At 40.8% G+C, this 16,785-nt stretch carries 14 protein-coding genes and 2 tRNA genes; all 16 read right to left on the reverse strand.

Annotation, left to right across the window (positions count from 1 at the left end):
* Positions 1–3: 3 nt before the first annotated feature.
* The 16 genes from tilS to ACIFPW_RS08515 all read right to left on the reverse strand — a co-directional run bounded on the left by tilS (position 4) and on the right by ACIFPW_RS08515 (position 16,761).
* Positions 4–1,389, reverse strand: a complete 1,386-nt coding sequence (gene tilS / locus ACIFPW_RS08440; protein ID WP_430243477.1) for a tRNA lysidine(34) synthetase TilS — start codon at positions 1,387–1,389, stop codon at positions 4–6.
* Positions 1,390–1,491: 102 nt separating this feature from the next.
* Positions 1,492–2,469, reverse strand: coding sequence for a serine/threonine protein kinase (locus tag ACIFPW_RS08445; protein ID WP_430243479.1), 978 nt, complete (start codon positions 2,467–2,469; stop codon positions 1,492–1,494).
* Positions 2,438–3,169 (reverse strand): VWA domain-containing protein, encoded by a 732-nt coding sequence (locus ACIFPW_RS08450; RefSeq protein ID WP_430243481.1) that lies wholly within the window; start codon positions 3,167–3,169, stop codon positions 2,438–2,440. Before ACIFPW_RS08450 ends, ACIFPW_RS08445 begins: the two co-directional genes overlap by 32 nt.
* Before the next feature lie 60 nt (positions 3,170–3,229).
* A complete protein-coding gene (spoIIE, locus tag ACIFPW_RS08455; protein WP_430243483.1) occupies positions 3,230–5,689 on the reverse strand; it encodes a stage II sporulation protein E in 2,460 nt (819 codons plus the stop codon).
* A 490-nt stretch (positions 5,690–6,179) separates the two neighbouring features.
* Positions 6,180–6,254: transfer RNA gene (locus tag ACIFPW_RS08460), tRNA-Glu, on the reverse strand.
* Between the two features lie 12 nt (positions 6,255–6,266).
* Positions 6,267–6,343, reverse strand: a tRNA-Met gene (locus ACIFPW_RS08465).
* Positions 6,344–6,615: 272 nt separating this feature from the next.
* The gene (locus tag ACIFPW_RS08470; protein ID WP_430243523.1) at positions 6,616–7,056 is read right to left on the reverse strand and encodes a S1 domain-containing RNA-binding protein; all 441 of its coding nucleotides are present in this window, start codon (positions 7,054–7,056) and stop codon (positions 6,616–6,618) included.
* Positions 7,057–7,175: 119 nt separating this feature from the next.
* On the reverse strand, positions 7,176–7,559 hold the full coding sequence (locus ACIFPW_RS08475; protein ID WP_226616861.1) for an FtsB family cell division protein: 384 nt from the start codon (positions 7,557–7,559) through the stop codon (positions 7,176–7,178).
* 12 nt (positions 7,560–7,571) lie between these two features.
* Positions 7,572–8,162, reverse strand: a complete 591-nt coding sequence (yabQ, locus tag ACIFPW_RS08480; protein ID WP_430243485.1) for a spore cortex biosynthesis protein YabQ — start codon at positions 8,160–8,162, stop codon at positions 7,572–7,574.
* On the reverse strand, positions 8,159–8,467 hold the full coding sequence (gene yabP / locus ACIFPW_RS08485; protein ID WP_194222605.1) for a sporulation protein YabP: 309 nt from the start codon (positions 8,465–8,467) through the stop codon (positions 8,159–8,161). The genes yabQ and yabP overlap by 4 nt, the downstream gene beginning before the upstream one ends.
* A 161-nt stretch (positions 8,468–8,628) precedes the next feature.
* Positions 8,629–8,889 (reverse strand): RNA-binding S4 domain-containing protein, encoded by a 261-nt coding sequence (locus tag ACIFPW_RS08490; protein ID WP_194222604.1) that lies wholly within the window; start codon positions 8,887–8,889, stop codon positions 8,629–8,631.
* Positions 8,890–8,907: 18 nt separating this feature from the next.
* On the reverse strand, positions 8,908–10,362 hold the full coding sequence (gene mazG / locus ACIFPW_RS08495; RefSeq protein ID WP_430243487.1) for a nucleoside triphosphate pyrophosphohydrolase: 1,455 nt from the start codon (positions 10,360–10,362) through the stop codon (positions 8,908–8,910).
* Between the two features lie 3 nt (positions 10,363–10,365).
* Complete coding sequence (locus ACIFPW_RS08500) at positions 10,366–11,958, reverse strand: putative polysaccharide biosynthesis protein (RefSeq protein WP_430243489.1); 1,593 nt, start codon at positions 11,956–11,958, stop codon at positions 10,366–10,368.
* Positions 11,959–12,082: 124 nt separating this feature from the next.
* A complete protein-coding gene (gene spoVT / locus ACIFPW_RS08505) occupies positions 12,083–12,613 on the reverse strand; it encodes a stage V sporulation protein T (RefSeq protein ID WP_194222601.1) in 531 nt (176 codons plus the stop codon).
* A gap of 151 nt (positions 12,614–12,764) precedes the next feature.
* Complete coding sequence (mfd, locus tag ACIFPW_RS08510) at positions 12,765–16,298, reverse strand: transcription-repair coupling factor (RefSeq protein WP_430243491.1); 3,534 nt, start codon at positions 16,296–16,298, stop codon at positions 12,765–12,767.
* A gap of 232 nt (positions 16,299–16,530) precedes the next feature.
* Positions 16,531–16,761 carry an anti-sigma-F factor Fin family protein gene (locus tag ACIFPW_RS08515; protein ID WP_283153210.1) on the reverse strand — a complete coding sequence of 77 codons (231 nt, stop codon included), beginning with the start codon at positions 16,759–16,761 and terminating at the stop codon, positions 16,531–16,533.
* Between the last annotated feature and the right edge of the window lie 24 nt (positions 16,762–16,785).

The following is a 16,785-nucleotide window of genomic DNA, read 5'->3' on the forward strand; positions in this document are numbered from 1 at the left end:
AACCTATGTAAGTGTTTTTTTCTCATAGTGCACGTGCACGAGCTGATTCTTTTTTGCAGACAGTGTTGCCTTTTCAGAACGAGTTACTCCAGCGACCCAGATTGTGTGGCCCATCACATCCTCAACGATTGGCCATACATCGCGTTCTGAACGGTCTATTTTACGGTCGATAAAAATATCTTTTACCTTTTTCGTCCCTATCATGCCTTTTGGCTGAATTCGATCACCAGGACGCCTGGAGCGCACAACCGCAGGAAGCAATTGCTCCTCAATAATAAGATCATCACTTGTCAGGTGTTGCGGAACGTCGTTAACTGGAATGGCCGTAATCGTTCCAAGTGGCGTTTCGACAGTACCCCATAAAGGGAGATGATACTTATACGGTTCTGGTTGCAAAAAGGTTTCAAAAGAAAAATAACAGGTGGTATAAGATTTTACCGCCCTCAGTTCCAGGGGTAGATTAAGGGAAGCAGAAGGGTGCTCAGAATCGAGCATTAACCGCAAATCCTCAATATGTATAGAAGAAAAAGGAGCATTGCCTGTATAAAGATAATTTAATATTAGATGAATCACTCTTCTTTGTAAAGGAATAGGAAGGCAATCATACGCCTTGTTATCCAACTTCACAAATTTGTCATATTGATCGATGATCACATCATCGAGATATCCCTTAGCTAAATTCATTAAAAATGCTTCGTCACTTTGAGTTCGCTCGCTATATAATTGGTATCTTGTATGGACATTGGGATTTTCTTCTTTAAGAAAAGGTAACACATGATTCCGAAAACGATTCCTCATATATTGATTGCTCTCATTAGATGGATCGAGCCTATACCCAAGTAAATGCTCCTTACAATAGTTCACGAGATGCTCCTTTGTAACGCATAGAAACGGACGAATGATTTTTCCAGTTGAGAAGGGACGTTGGACCGGCATCCCAGAAAGTCCAGAACCTGAGCTACCGTGAACCTGTCTCATAAGCATTGTTTCAATCTGATCGTCTCCATGGTGAGCAAGGGCCAGAGCGCTAGCATGATGTTTTTCCATTACTTTTCGAAAAAAATCATAGCGGCAATCTCGTGCTGCAACTTGTGTAGAGAGGTTTCGCTCCTTTTTGTAAGCATTCACATCTACCGTAGAAGCTTCAAAGATGATCCCTTCTTGTTCACAATAGCTCTCCACAAACGCTAAATCCTCAGCAGATTCCTTTCCCCGTAAACTATGGTCCACATGCGTGGCAACAATTGATAATTTTAATCGGGGAGCTAAACTTACTAAGTAGTGAAGTAGCGCAACAGAGTCTGGTCCTCCAGAAACTCCAATAACTAACGTATCCCCATGTTTGATTAAATCATGCTTGTGGATAAAACGTTCGACATCTTGCAACAAACTCTGTCTTCCTCTCACTCACTGTCTCGATAAACAGCATTTCATTTTAGTACTAATAACCCAACCACGTCTTTTTCAAACCTTTCTTTTATATAGGCTCTGTTAAAAAACATGACCAACTAAGTATAAAGTATAGAAGAATAGAAGAAAAGCAACTATTAGTACGGTTTCAATCCATTTTGAGCTCTTTTGTTTCACACGTTTTGGAGGCTTCTGCCTTGAGGCTACCCTTGAGTTAGAAGGTGCTTCTGGTCGTTTACGGACCTTTGACTTATCTCCTTGCAGTAGGGAAAAAAGCTCCTGTCGCATATCTTGAGCATGTATATACTTCCCTAGTAGAGCCTTTCGAAGAATTGGCTTATACTCCCTTAGCAGATGACTTTGTTCCATTTTATTGAGCAAATAGGTTTCTGAGTCTTTTTTAGGACGGTCAAATCGCTTAGGGTAAGCGGCATTTATTACGATCATAGCTACAGAAAATAAATCATACGACGGCTCTGCTACTCGGTTGCCAAGCCCCCAGTATCCTCGATCGAAAAACTCCGTAAACTCCTTCACTGACCTTCCCATTGAAGTCGTCCCTCCCACATCAAGCCATCTCATAGTTGGAGGCGATCCTTCTACTAGAAGATTGTCTGGTTTTAGATCACCAAAAACCCAGCCTTCTTTATGAAGGGCTGAAAGATCACGGAGCAATTGAAGCATTAAAATCCCAATCCATTCTTTTCCTCTACGTTCAATGAAAGTAAAAAGAGGTTCACCATCAATATATTCCATCACATAAAACGGATAACGCTTCCCATTTATCTCCCAGTCATCCACCTCATAGAAAAACGGCCCAAGAACTGTTCCCTGGACCACCGAAAGCTGTTTTAGAACATTCACTTCTGACGTAATGGACATACTATCAGTACCTAATTTTAATGCGACTCGCCCCCTTGCAGAGTCAGCTAAGTATACTGTACCAAGTGCCCCGCTACCTAATTTCCTCATAATTTGGTAGCTTTGCTGATTCCATTTCCCACTTAGTCTTGTTCCACGAGAAACATCAGCTGCCTGATTCTTCGAAGTACCCGTCATCTAATAGCCCTCTCTTTGAGCGTTTTTTCTGATAAGCTTCGATCGCTTCTTTTAATGCCGGACCTGTTGGCGTAATGCCTCCAGATGTCAGCTTTGGAAAAATGGTATGAATATCTTTCAACATTGGCGTCCAATCCATTAGACGTTCTACTTGCTTTCGTTTCCCGGGAAATGCATATAGAGAATATTCGTTTTCACCGATTCTTGAATGAAGGCTAATTGAAAGATCAAGAAGGGCATCTTTTACCGTAGGAAGTTTATGCTGCATACTCGCACTTGTATCGATCATAATCAACACTTCGAGATCCATCGTTTCCCCCAGTTCATCGACCACTTCCACGACCTGCCCCCGTTTGTCAGGTGGTAAATCTTCTATTTCTTTTTCGCTACCCAAGATCGATTGCAATTCTTTATGAATGAATCCTTGAATCGTCTGGGTCATCGCTTTACGTGTAACCATTTGTACCGTATGCGATAGCTGCTTAGCATAAACAAGCTGGTGGATGCCCCCGCCAGATAATGCAATATTCTCAATTTCTTTTAGTCCATGATCTGTCCGCTCGTTTTCGTCTAGCACTCCAATTACATTCACTGTCATTCCATGCTCCCGTGCAAGAGCCGCCATTGCAACCGGATCTTCCCCCTGATTTGAACATCCGTCTGTGATTAATAGAATCTGTCTTAGCGTTCCTTTCTTCATCTCGACTCCTCCTTTTTTGCTGTTACAAGCATCGCCTTTAGGAGGAGAGTTTATACTTACCTACTGCGCTTTTTTCTTCCTGAATGAAGGAGCTGAATAGATTGGAATAGTTGACCATTTAGGCACATTACGTTTTATTCTTGCCACTACAATCGTCATGTCATCATCAATTCTGCCATACTCCGTCCTAATTACTTCTTCCATGATGAGGTCTGCAATTTCTTGTGGCTTATCTGTTGAAAGCTCTCTAATTTTCCGCTTCATCCAGAACTCCGGATTCTCTATATTTTTAACCCCTTCATAAATACCGTCGCTCATCATGATCAAGAGATCCCCAGCTTTTAATTGTTCACTTACGACCTCTACATCAAATTCTGGAATAATCCCCATCGGTAGATTACCAGATTCCACCATCATGACTCGATCGCCTCTTTTTATAAAGCTTGGAATTGATCCAATTTTAAGAAACTTGGCTGAAGCATCCTGTAAGTCAATCATGGCTAAATCAAGCGTTGAGAATATTTCGTCGGTATTTCGTAAAGATAGAACAGAGTTAACCGATTTAATCGCCACCGTCTCATCAATTCCTGAATGTAGAATTTTTTGAAGGAGTTGAATGGTTTCCGTGCTTTCCTGATGCGCTCTCTCTCCATTGCCCATTCCGTCACTTATCGCAATAGCATATTTGCCTGCACCTAGCTCAATCGTAGAATGACTGTCTCCAGATATCCAAGCTCCTCCTTTCGCTGCATTTGCTACGCCTGTTTCGATCACAAAATCTTTAGCTGAACCAAAGTAAAGGTGACATGTGTCGTGCTCATGTTCTGCACACACTTCTCTTTTCACGACGATGTTTTCCTTTAGAATATCTGACAGCATTGGAGCGATGACCTTTTCTCCTTCTCCTCTCCCTCCGCAGGCAGGTATCTTCATCTCAATGTCGACGTTTCCCTCTTCTAAGCTGTAGATTTCCACCTGTCCTACTTCCAGACCCATACTTTGAATGGCATCCATGATTTGCTCTTCTTGTTGGTGGAGGTTATCACGCTCTTTTTGTATTTCTTTCGCGAAATCCCCCATAACATGCGACACTCCACGCAATTGATCGGCAACGATCTTCCGGCTTTCACGAACTTGTTTTTTTAACATTCGATTGGCGTGATAGTGACTCATCTCCTTTCCAATAAGATCAATCACCTTATTTGCCTTAATGCAGTGCTTATCGAAATCTCTCTTCAGACTATAGTTAGTCAATTCCGCCGTTTGTTCCAGTTCCTCCATTATCCCTGTCATATACCCATAGGTGGCATCGAAGTTTTTCGCCCAGCAAGTTTCTTTCTTAAAACAATTTTGACAAGTCTTTTCTGTAACGTGACTTAGAAAATAATCAACTTCGCGTTCTGACTGTTCTTCACCTTGAAGATCGGCATCTGTAAAGCTACTAGAAAGAGCCTGAAATAAGCTTGAAAATTGTTCGACACGATTAGCTGTAACGTCGCGTACTTTTCTTAAGTATTGTTGCTGCTCATTCGCATGTTCCACCGTTCCCGGGATATATTTAGAAAGCTGTGAAGTAACTTTAGACGGTGTGAAGAAAAAGAGTAATACGGCAATCACAGACTCCATCAGATTAGGATATAGAAACTCAGGACCACTCCCATATAAAGCGATTAATAACGTACCGATCAGTAAACCCATACCAACTCCAACTTTTCTACCATCTTTCAATAACCCACCAAGTAATCCCGAGAACGCAAGCATACTCATCTGATAGAGACTAGCTACATTAGCGAGGGCCAGTATCAAGCCAGTAACCACGCCAACTGTTGAGCCAATCGCTGCTCCACCTACATATGCGAAAATTAATACGAGATACCGAGAAAGGATATTTTCAATTGAGAAACCATATACAACCCAACCTATTGTTCCTGTTAACATCGTTGCTAATAAAATGATAAAACTAATGATCTCTTCATTTTTTAGAGCCTGAGTTCTTTTCTTAATAGATAATACCGGTATACTCTGAATAAAAATAATGGTTAGTATCATTCCAAGAGCACCTTCAACAGCTGCTAGGATCCAATTTGTGTTAGCTAATGAACGTTCAGTAAGTAAACTTAGGATCAGACGTCCCAACATACTCGTTGAGAACACAAGTATGGGTAACGTCTTAACAAGAGAAAGGGAAGATAACTTCACAAAACGATTAATGAATAGAAAAACAAGAATGCCACACATTATAAATGCTGTATTCTGCAAATTAGCCGTTGATACCGCTCCAGCTAATAAAGCAACGATAATCATAGGTGCACGTTCTCGTCTCAGGAAGAATACTGCGCCAAAAAAAGGAATAGCGAAAGGAGTAACCTGAGTAAGGATAACAGCTCGTCCAAGTAGGAACCCAATCACAAAAAGCAGAAGACCTCGCTGGAATAGAATCGTTTCTAATCGACTCTTTGTTCCGTGAATCCATTTGCCCACCTTCGATTTTGACCTTTCCATCACTAGTTCGCTTTGCATTCCCCCACCTGCTTTCTTTCATTCTTTTTTTCACCGATCTGCTTGAAGCAGTTTGTGTTAATCATTAAAACACAATAGAAATTCGCTTTTTGTCAAAAAAAGAACAGGTATGATATAAACTTCTCGACTTCTTTCAGTGAAGCTTGTCAATCACTTGTAGACAGAACAAGAAACCTGTAAACAACTGGAACGATCCATATTATAGGAGAGTATGAATTTTCATTAGAAAGATAAAGCTTTTTCATGCTTTTCTATCTAAAAAAGCAACTAGAAATAAAAGGTCGAAATGTTAAAGATAAAAAAGAAAAGAAACTCTCATAAAACCAATAAAAGAATATTAATAACGTTTATTTTCACTATGAATCCTAGGACTCATAGTGAAATCATGAAAGACAAGACAAAAAAACACCCTGCATTTTATTAATGCAGGGTGTTTTTTAGCAGACTATGTATATAACAAACATTCAAATGAATAGTTATTACTAATAAGTGGTGACCCGTACGGGATTCGAACCCGTGATACCGCCGTGAAAGGGCGGTGTCTTAACCACTTGACCAACGGGCCAATTAATAAAAATGGTAGCGGCGGAGGGGATCGAACCCCCGACCTCACGGGTATGAACCGTACGCTCTAGCCAGCTGAGCTACACCGCCATAAGACTGTTGCTTTCTTAAGCACAAGATATATAATACATTGCGAGAAAGTTTGTGTCAACTTCTTTTTAATATTTTTGCATAAAAATCTTATAATCTTCTTCAGCAACGATAAAAGATTCATTTCGTATAATCCTATACTGCAAAATACTTAAGAAAATTAACCAAAAATATTTACTGAGATGACAGGGAATACATCTTCACATATAACAAACCAGGCATGCGAATGCATGCCTGGTTTGTTATAGAATATAAATAGTAGACAACAAGCCCTAGCCGCGACGAGCGCCGCGACCACCGCGTTTTGACTCTGTTTGTTTCTTCAAAGTTGAAAGGCGGTCTTCACTGTCTTTAAGGAACTTGCTCATTTTATCCTCAAATGACTCTACCGGTGGACGTCCGCCACCACCGCGTGGCTTACCTTTAAAACCACCGCCTCCAGGTCTTCCACCGCCTTGTGGACGGCCTCCTCCACCTTGAGGGCGACCTTGTGGACGGCCCTGAGGACGCTCAGGAGCAGGTCGATCTTTTGCTTTCTTAATCGATAAACCAATTTTACCGTCGTTTTCAACCTGGATGACTTTTACCTCAACCTGATCGCCAACTGAAAGAAAATCATTAATGTCCTTAACATAATTGTCTGCAACTTCACTAATGTGAACGAGACCTGTTTTGCCGTCTGGTAGTTCAACAAACGCGCCAAAATTTGTAATACCTGTTACCTTTCCCTGTAACTTGCTGCCTACTTAGATTGCCATGTAAAAAAAGCTCCTCCTTAGAATCTTTAAAAGATCAGTCGTACGCTAATTATACCCCTTCAAAAAACAACGTGTCAATTTGAGGAAGAAGGAAGCTTAAAGATTGTCTCTCCGGGTTTTGACATAAAGTAGTCTCTTCTTGCCAATTCACCGATATAATCAAGGTCATTAAGTTTCTCAATTTCTTCCGTTAAATATTTTTCCTGGTCTTTCAGTTTCGTTAATTCTTCTTCAGCCTGCTTTTGCTGTAAGTTTTTTTCTTCGATCGTTGCTGCCTGTGAAGTGAATACGGAGATGAATAGAATAGCTATGGCTAAAGCAGCTACCGCGAAGGCTGTCAGACGCCGTACAAGACCTCTCTTTCTTCGTTCTTTCACTTTGTCCTGTAGCTGTTTCTCTTGATGATATTCCGAATGCACTTCCGTAACTTTAGGCTTACGCTTATTCGCAGTAACCAAGCTTTTCCCTCCTCACTTTCGTATTTTAGTTAACCAATGGTATATGTAGTTCTTTATTTTATCGGCAACTCCTGCTAATTTTATTAGTGGCATTTGTACCGATTGTGGTATTAATCGCCAGATCAACGAGAATCCCCACTTTAACGGTACCCAAAAAAACTTAAAGATAAACCAAAAAATGGTTGTCATAATACTCACTATCATCATACATAAGCTAAATACAACTTTCAATATGAACCTTATCGGCTGATAAATAAGATAAATAAATAAAGACTTCACAAAACGAATAATAGCAATAGTTATTAAAATGATTCGTTCAAGTAAACGGCGATATAACGGTTGAAAAAGGGACCGATATGCTGCATAACCACATAATATGGCCAAAAAGACATAAAATCGTAATTCACCCTCGTTAACAAGATAGAGAACATAAAAGATAATCAGCCCTTGTAGCAACCAGAAAACGATATCGTTCGCATAGAGCCACAAACTTTTACTTCTATCTGGATGAAGAAAACGGCTATAGGTATCCATGGCTATACCAAGCCACACCCCCATAGCCACCATGGCTACCATCGTATAAAATTGCACCGTTAGCGTCATTTGAACAGCTTGCTAAAGAAACCTTTAGCTTTTTCCCCTTCGTGATGATCGAGATAACTAAGATCAAAGATTTTCCCTTCGATCGAAACACGACCTTGCTCGACATTTAAATTTTTCATTTTCAAATGCTGCCCTCTGATCGCAAGAAATCCCATTGCTGTTTCTAGAAGAAATTCTTCATTATCGAAGCTATCGACGTGCTTCACACCTGTAATTTCAAGCGACTTTCGCGACTTCATAACTAAATCATGCTCAGGGGTGTTAGAAGCCTTATCGTATGTGCCATATTCATAATAATTATCCATCGCTCTCCTCCTCTTCTCGATACATGTCTATGAGAAGAAGAGATCATTTAGAACAAGCTGTTCTGATGGCTAAAACGATTCAAAAAGTAGCCCATTCCCTTCTCATTAAAAGAGAATTTCAAAATGAACATCAATAAAAAAAAGACCCTCTCGGATCTTTTTTATTCACCTGCAGCTTCTTCTTTTAAAATGGTAAACATATTGCTAGCTTCTTCTTTCTTCGTTGTTTCTTTAATTTCATCAACTCGGGCCGTCACTTTCTTATGACCAAAGGAAATCACCAGTTCGTCGCCGGCCTTCACATTTGTTCCAGCTTTAGCTTTATTTCCATTCACTTCAATTCGTCCTTTATCACAAATTTCTTTTGCGATTGAACGACGTTTAATTAAACGCGATACTTTCAGAAATTTATCTAATCTCATTTGTTTCAACGCTCCCTATTAAATTCCTTTTTCTTTTGCCTCATCCCAGAAGTGATCAAGTTCCTCAAGTGATAAATTCTCGATCTCAAGTCCCTTTTCCTTTACCCGATTCTCAATATATTGAAAACGCGAGAAGAATTTATGATTCGTGCGATGGATCGCCACTTCCGGATCAACTTTATAGTACCGAGCTAAATTGACGACAGCAAACACTAAATCGCCTAATTCGTCTTCTCGATCATCAAAAGATTTTTCATTTACAGCTTCTTTAAATTCGGCTAGTTCCTCATAAATCTTTGCCCAAATCGGTTCAACTTCGTCCCAGTCAAACCCGACTTTCGCAGCAGCCTTCTGGATTTCATTGGCGCGCATGAGACCTGGAAGCCCTTTTGGTACCTGATCAAACTGTGATGGTGCAATTTTCTTTTCTTCTTCTTTCACTCGCTTCCAAACACCAGCTACTTCCTCGGCTGTTTGCACATTTTCGTCGCCGAATACGTGTGGATGCCTCCGTATTAATTTGTCGTTTAGCTTATGAATCACATCATCCACAGAAAACATACCTTCATCTTCACCTATCTGAGCATGAAGCATAACTTGAAGCAGCACATCACCAAGCTCTTCTGCGAGATGCTCTTCATCTTGATCATCAATAGCTTCTAATACTTCATAGGCTTCTTCAATCAAATATTTTTTGAGAGACTCATGCGTCTGCTTTCTATCCCACGGACACCCCCCAGGTCCTCGCAGTGTTGCAACCACATTTCGTAACCATCCGAAATCCTGGTAGAGAAGATTTTCTTCTTTTACTGGAGGAACGTAGACAGCGGTTAAATTATTTACTTCCATCGAACGATCTAATTCAAAAAGGGGAACAGAGACGATTTTCTCATCCCGACTTCCCGCTGCTTGCAGTACAGTAATTTCATAATCGTCAGGTAAGAGCTCCATTAATGTGAGTTTTACACTCGATGCTGTAAATTGATCATAAACTTGGACAAAGATTAAGTGATTACGTACCTGAACCTCAGACTTTGTAAAACGCGTGGCATCTAGAATTTGACAACCTTCAATAGGATCGATTCGAACTGCAGTAAAAAGCGCATCAAGAAAGCTTTGACCTCCAGCAACAGTCACTTCAACACCATGTTGAGATTGTTCTTCCAACAGGAGCTGCACGGTTGCTTCAGCCATCATTGGATGACCAGGTACTGCGTAAACAAGCGATCCTTTTTGTGCTTCATGAAACAGCTGATTAACAATGGTTCGATAAGTCTCCTCGAAAGATTCATTCGCTTCATATACCTCATCAAACCCTGTCATCGATAGCCCATCATCCATCAATTCCCTAAGAACGGGATGATCAAGCGTCCTAGCAAATATCCGTTCAGCTGACTGAAGCGTGCGGTAACTTCCTAGTGAAAGCTGACTGAGATCTCCCGCTCCAGTTCCTACAATTGTTATACGTGGCATCGCTTATGCCCCTCTCCGTAATTTATTTTGATAGATCGTAATAATTTCTCCTTTTGGCAATTGCATTAATTCTTTCTCTGTAAACACCCGCAGCGCTAATGTTGCAAACCCAAAAACGATGCCTCCGAGTAATGCGCCTCCAAGTGCTGAAACGCTTGAAAGCCCCCTAGAAAGGAAGGAGGGGATAAATAGTTGCAGAATGATTACTGCTGCACTCATGAACATAACGGCTGTTACTGCACGCCTTAAATGAAATTGGTACTGGAGAAGCCCTACTTTGTAATATACGGCAAGAATGGCGAGCGTAGCGACAACGACAAAGCCAAAAACCGTGGCCACTGCCGCCCCATTAATACCGATAAGCGGGATTAGAACAAGGTTTAATAATCCCTTCACTAGTATTCCAATTCCAGCATACCGAGCAGCGTTTCTCGCTAAGCCTACTCCTTGCAAAACACCTGCTGCCGTCATGCTAAGCGAACTAAAAAAGATTGCAATGGCAAGGATACTGAGCGTAGCAGAAAGGGATTGATCTTTAAATAACATCATGTTTGTCTCACTCATAATAATGGCCAATCCTGCTGCAGCAGCAAGCCCTATTACAAAGCTCACTTTAAGAGCAAGAGCTGCTTTTTCGCGAATCAATATCTCATTATTCTCTGCAGCCGCTTTAGAAATGACTGGGACAATCGATAATGAGAGAGATGTGGCCAGAACGGTACCGACCTGCATTAATGGCTGTCCTCGATCAAATACCCCTTTCGTTTCACGAGCTTCTAAAGAAGAAAGACCATGCTCAGTTAATCCCGGCACAATCGTTAAAGCATCCATTAACTGAAATAGCACCAATACAAGCGCACTTACACAAATTAACGTACCTTCTGTTAGGAGCCTACGCGCAATGCCAATGAACCGAAAAGACTCAAATTTGATTTTCGTTATTTTAGCTACTCGTTTTTTAAATCGAAGCACTACAAGAAGCAATAGCGCAGCGACTCCTCCTAATATTGACCCTAGCGCTGCACCTGTACCAGTCGCATATGCATCCGCTCCGCCCGCTACTAGACCAATTGAAATAGCAAGAATAGCGATAACACGAATCGATTGTTCTGTCACTTGAGACCATGCAGTAGGTACCACATTTTCCTGCCCCTGAAAAAAACCTCTGATTGAAGCAATGCCAGGCATAATAAGAAATGAAAATGCCGTCATTCGCAGAGGACCAACTAAATTTCGATCCGCCATTAAAGCCGCCACCGCTGGCGCACCTGTATAAAGCAAAATAAAGCCTGTAATGCCTAGAATCACAAGCACGCAAAAGCTATACCGTGAAAGCTCCTCAGCCTTCTCATACTCCCTTTTTGCAATTTCTTCTGAAATAAGTCGGGAGATCACTACAGGAAACCCATATGTAGCAAGTATTATCGCGATTGAGTAAAATGGATAGATTTGTTGATACACATAAAAACCGATGTCACCAGTTATATTTTGATAAGGAATTCGATAGCCGGCGCTGAGGACTTTCATAAAAAGGGCTACTGCAGTTAGCAGAAGTGCGCCTTGCCAAAATCCTTTTTGATTTTCTTCTTTTGTCATATACACCTGCCAAATGAAAGTACCAGTTTATGTACGAATTATATCACATGAATAAAAGTGGGAAACTTTTCAAGCTTCATAAAACGAAGAAAATGGAGGCATTGGCCTCCATTTTCTTCTATACTTATTGTTCCATTTGTCTTGCTAGGAAACCAGCTGCCGTTTCAGACAGCTTTTGTTCCAATTCAGTCACTTTTTCATCTTCTTTTGCAAGTAGAATCACCGTACCAATTGGATCGCCATTCGCTATAATTGGAGCTATCACGTGACCTGTATCAACAGGAACACCTTCAATGAGCTCTGACTTACTTTCGTTCAGTAAACTTCTTCGCTCATTCATTGCTTTTTCTACAGAATCGCCAATGCTTTTGTTCAAATACTCTTTCTTTGGTCCCCCCGCAGCTGTAATATAGACATCTCGGTCAGATATGAGAGCAATGTGTCCCGAATGTTCTGCAAGAGACTCGGCATACTCTTTGGCAAAGTCACCTAATTCACTAATGGGAGAATACTTCTTAAGAATAACTTCCCCTTCGCGATCAACAAAAATTTCTAATGGATCTCCTTCTCTAATCCTGAGGGTTCTGCGAATTTCTTTCGGAATGACAACACGACCCAAATCATCAATACGACGAACGATACCTGTTGCTTTCATCTAAGTTGCCTCACTTTCTGGAAGTTGTAGGTGATTGCTCCAATCACTTTTACTATTGTTTGTTCTACAATATGTTTCCATTAGTATCCTTTCGAGGTATCAGTTCTATTCACAAACCTGTCAAAATTATGAGATTCATCCAAAATCGACTTTAATTCGCATTCATTGGCTGTTTTACTGCTTGCTTCACTTTCTTTAAGACTTTCTCAACAAGCTGTAGGTGAGCTTTTGTATCAAGACCTCTCCCTTTCACCGTTACCTTCACTTTATTTCCATCTGCTCCTAAAGCTAACTTATTTCCAAATTCATTCGCTACTTCAAAAATTGTTTCCCCACCAATCGCCTCTCGAGCCGATTCGTGGAATAGAAGTTGTATATCTTTTTTACTTCGGCCAACTTTCTCAACCTTAACTTCTTTGGCAATCTCTTTCATGCGGGAGACCTGGAAAAGATAGTCCACTTCTTCAGGAAAATCACCGAAGCGATCCATCATTTCATCTTGTAAGTCCATAATATCTTTCAACGATTCAATTGATCGGAAACGTTTATACATATCGATTTTCTGTTTCTCATCGTTAATATACGTACCAGGAATATAGGCATCCACTTCAAGGTCAATTTCAACGCTAAATGCCTTCTCTTTCGGTGCATCACCTTTTCTTTCTTCGATGGCATCTTTTAACATTTGAGAATATAAATCAAAACCAACTGAATCAATAAACCCATGCTGTTCTGCACCCAAAAGGTTACCAGCACCTCGAATCGAAAGATCTCGCATCGCAATTTTAAATCCAGAACCTAGTTCAGTAAATTCCTTAATCGCTTGAAGACGTTTTTCCGCTACTTCGGTTAAAACCTTATCCCGTTGATAAGTGATATAAGCATAAGCTACTCGGTTGGAACGCCCAACGCGACCACGTAGTTGATAGAGCTGAGAAAGTCCCATTTTATCCCCATCATACACGAGCAGTGTATTGACATTAGGAATATCAACGCCTGTTTCAATAATCGTTGTACTTACAAGAACATCGTAATTGCCATCAAGAAAATCAATCATCACAGATTCAAGCTCCGTCTCAGTCATTTGACCGTGTGCAAAGCTAACTCTTGCTTCAGGCACTAGTGTACGAATTTGGTCTGTCATGTATTCAATTGATTCCACTCGATTATATAGGAAATAGACCTGTCCCCCTCGAGCAAGCTCTCTTTCAATTGCCTCTCGTACAAGCGTGCCGCTATATTCAACCACATACGTTTGAACTGGGAAGCGATTCTCAGGCGGGGTCTCAATCACAGATAGGTCCCTCACACCTAACATCGACATATGAAGCGTTCGTGGAATTGGCGTTGCAGTAAGAGTAAGCACATCGACATTCGCTTTTAACTTCTTAATTTTCTCTTTATGTGTTACTCCAAAACGCTGTTCTTCATCTACAATAAGTAACCCAAGCTCGTTATAGGTGACGTCCTTTGATAAAAGACGGTGCGTACCAATAACAATATCTACGGTCCCATTTTTTAATCCTTTTAACGTCTCATTTTGCTCTTTACGTGAGCGAAAACGACTTAATAAGCCAATGTTAATCGGATGATCTGCAAAACGCTCTTGAATCGTTGCAAAATGCTGCTGAGCTAGAATTGTAGTTGGAACAAGCAAGGCTACTTGCTTTCCGTCCATTATAGCTTTAAAAGCGGCACGGATACTGACTTCTGTTTTACCGTAACCAACATCTCCACAAAGCAATCGATCCATCGGACGTGTTTTTTCCATATCCTCTTTAATTTCTTGAATGGCTCTAAGCTGGTCGTCTGTTTCTTGATAAGGGAATGCAGCTTCAAATTCTCTTTGCTCTTCCGTATCTTTCTCAAAGCTGTGGCCAACGCTTGCTTCACGTTCTGCATACAATTTAATTAAATCGTCTGCAATATCTTCAACGGAAGATTGTACTTTACGTTTAACTTTCTTCCATTCTGTTCCACCAAGCTTATATAGTTTTGGTTCTTTTCCTTCAGATCCAACGTACTTCATCACCTGATCAATTTGTTCAACTGGTACATACAAGTTGTCATTACCAGCATAGCTCACATACAGGTAATCCTTATGAATACCACTCACTTCAAGGGTTCGGATACCGAGATACTTTCCTATCCCATGATTCACGTGAACGATATAATCGCCTACTTTTAGTTCTGAATAACTCTTGATTCGCTCGGCATTAGACATCTTTTGAGAGCGACGCGGTTTTTTCGACTGTTTCGTAAACACTTCCGCCTCTGTTAGAACGGCTAGCTTTTGCATCGGCAGTTCAAATCCACCATTAAGACTTCCGATTAATATCTGTGGCTGCTGATGAGAGATCGGCGTATCTTGTTCGACCATCATCGCATTAATTTCATAATCCTCTAGTACACGTTCAAGTCGTTTACGTCTTTCTTCCGTTGCTGCAAGAAAGACAATCGCCATACCGCTTTTCTTCCATCGTTCAATCTCAGTACTTAATACTTTCATCTGACCATGGAAATTTTGCATCGCTTTACTTGAAGCATTAATGATATTCTCAGGATTTGTATAGGGAACATGTCGTAAGAAAATCGATAAATAGATAGTTGAGTGTACAGGCTTAGCGAATAACGTATCATAAGATCTCGATAGGGAAACAGACGAGACAATCTCTCCTTGATTGAGAAGAGCTGTTTGCCATTCTGCTTCTTCCTTATCCAGATCAGATGACATTTCCTGAATGCGACTCACTTCATCAAAAACGACCAGACCATCATCGGGTAAATAGTCTAGCAAACTCGCAGGCTGATCGTAATAGAAGTCCATGTATTTGATAACACCCTGAAAATTTTGCTGGCTTTTTAATTGATCAATTTCGTAAGTAATGTTTTCATGCATTGCTTCTTTTACTTTCTGATCCTTCACTTTCTTTAAAGAAGTCTGAAGTTCTTGTTGAAGACGTTCTGCCCCTTTTTCATAGTGCTCAGGGAATAAAACAACTTCGTCTGCTGGTCCTATCGTAATTCGTTCTGTTTTATTAGCAGAGCGCTGAGACTCGATGTCAAAAAATCGAATCGAATCAACTTCAGTATCAAATAACTCAATTCGTATTGGGCTATTTTCAGTCAATGGATAAATATCTATGATACCACCACGCACACTGAACTCCCCCGGTGAAGATACCATTGGTACTCGTTCATAACCCATCGCTACAAAAGTAGCGAGTGTTTCATCCAAAGGAATATCGTCGCCTAATGCAAACGAAATCTGGCTTTTTTCCCAGATACTCTTCGGTGGTAAATATCTTCTTACTCCCGAGATCGGGGCAATCACAATACCATTGTTATTTTTCATCCAATAATTTAAAGCTTCCATTCGCTGCCCTCTTAATTCCGGGCTAGCAATCGCGATTTCCGAAGAAATGAGTTCATTAACTGGGTATAAGTACACTTCGTCTGGTGAAACAAGCTCACACATGTCTTCATACAGCTTTTGTGCTTGATATAAATTATGGGTAATAATCAGCTGGGGGCGCTTTGTTTCATGATAGAGAGAAGCCATTAGGAACATCCGAGCAGAACCAGCTAGCCCTGCAACAAGTTGTTCTTTAAGACCCTCTTTCACCCCGGTAAAAACGGACTGGAATTCATCGCCCTTACTAAAATATTCTCTTAAGCCTAACATCGGTAGGTTATTCTCCCCTCTCACTCTGAAAAGCGCAAGCGCACATGTAGTCCCAAGAAACGCTTCCACCAATTAGTCAAAACAAATCTTGATTGTTTTGAAAAAGGCGAAGCAGCCCAAGGGACCTGTCACTGAAGCTAGACTTCTCTTAAATTTATATTCTATAACACAGACTATTCTTTATAATCATTCTGTTAACGCAAAAATGCTTTGGACGAACTCCCAAAGCTTCTTACTGAATAAATGTATCAAGCTCATGAAAAGAAGGCGTACGCTCCATAGCTTCATGACAATCTTCACAAATGGCTTTCACTTCAATTGTACCATCGTGGTGGTAATGAACCATTGCTTGCCGCTCCTCTTCAGTGAGCTGCTGAAATCCGAGTTCATCAGCTGTGTGATTCATCTGTGACAATCTTCCAATCTCAGCTCTACAGTGACGACATACGTAATGAATATCCATAACAGATCCTCCCTGTTCCTAACT

This window comes from Pseudalkalibacillus sp. NRS-1564 (genome assembly GCF_050467905.1).
GTDB lineage: Bacteria > Bacillota > Bacilli > Bacillales > Guptibacillaceae > Guptibacillus > Guptibacillus hwajinpoensis_B.

Excerpts from the sequence above, each read along its gene's own strand:
- ACIFPW_RS08445 (WP_430243479.1), bottom strand. The coding sequence starts at position 2,469 with ATGACGGGTACTTCGAAGAATCAGGCAGCTGATGTTTCTCGTGGAACA.
- ACIFPW_RS08450 (WP_430243481.1), bottom strand. The coding sequence starts at position 3,169 with ATGAAGAAAGGAACGCTAAGACAGATTCTATTAATCACAGACGGATGT.
- spoIIE (WP_430243483.1), bottom strand. The coding sequence starts at position 5,689 with ATGCAAAGCGAACTAGTGATGGAAAGGTCAAAATCGAAGGTGGGCAAA.
- yabQ (WP_430243485.1), bottom strand. The coding sequence starts at position 8,162 with ATGACGCTAACGGTGCAATTTTATACGATGGTAGCCATGGTGGCTATG.
- yabP (WP_194222605.1), bottom strand. The coding sequence starts at position 8,467 with ATGGATAATTATTATGAATATGGCACATACGATAAGGCTTCTAACACC.
- ACIFPW_RS08490 (WP_194222604.1), bottom strand. The coding sequence starts at position 8,889 with ATGAGATTAGATAAATTTCTGAAAGTATCGCGTTTAATTAAACGTCGT.
- mazG (WP_430243487.1), bottom strand. The coding sequence starts at position 10,362 with ATGCCACGTATAACAATTGTAGGAACTGGAGCGGGAGATCTCAGTCAG.
- ACIFPW_RS08500 (WP_430243489.1), bottom strand. The coding sequence starts at position 11,958 with ATGACAAAAGAAGAAAATCAAAAAGGATTTTGGCAAGGCGCACTTCTG.
- spoVT (WP_194222601.1), bottom strand. The coding sequence starts at position 12,613 with ATGAAAGCAACAGGTATCGTTCGTCGTATTGATGATTTGGGTCGTGTT.
- mfd (WP_430243491.1), bottom strand. The coding sequence starts at position 16,298 with ATGTTAGGCTTAAGAGAATATTTTAGTAAGGGCGATGAATTCCAGTCC.
- ACIFPW_RS08515 (WP_283153210.1), bottom strand. The coding sequence starts at position 16,761 with ATGGATATTCATTACGTATGTCGTCACTGTAGAGCTGAGATTGGAAGA.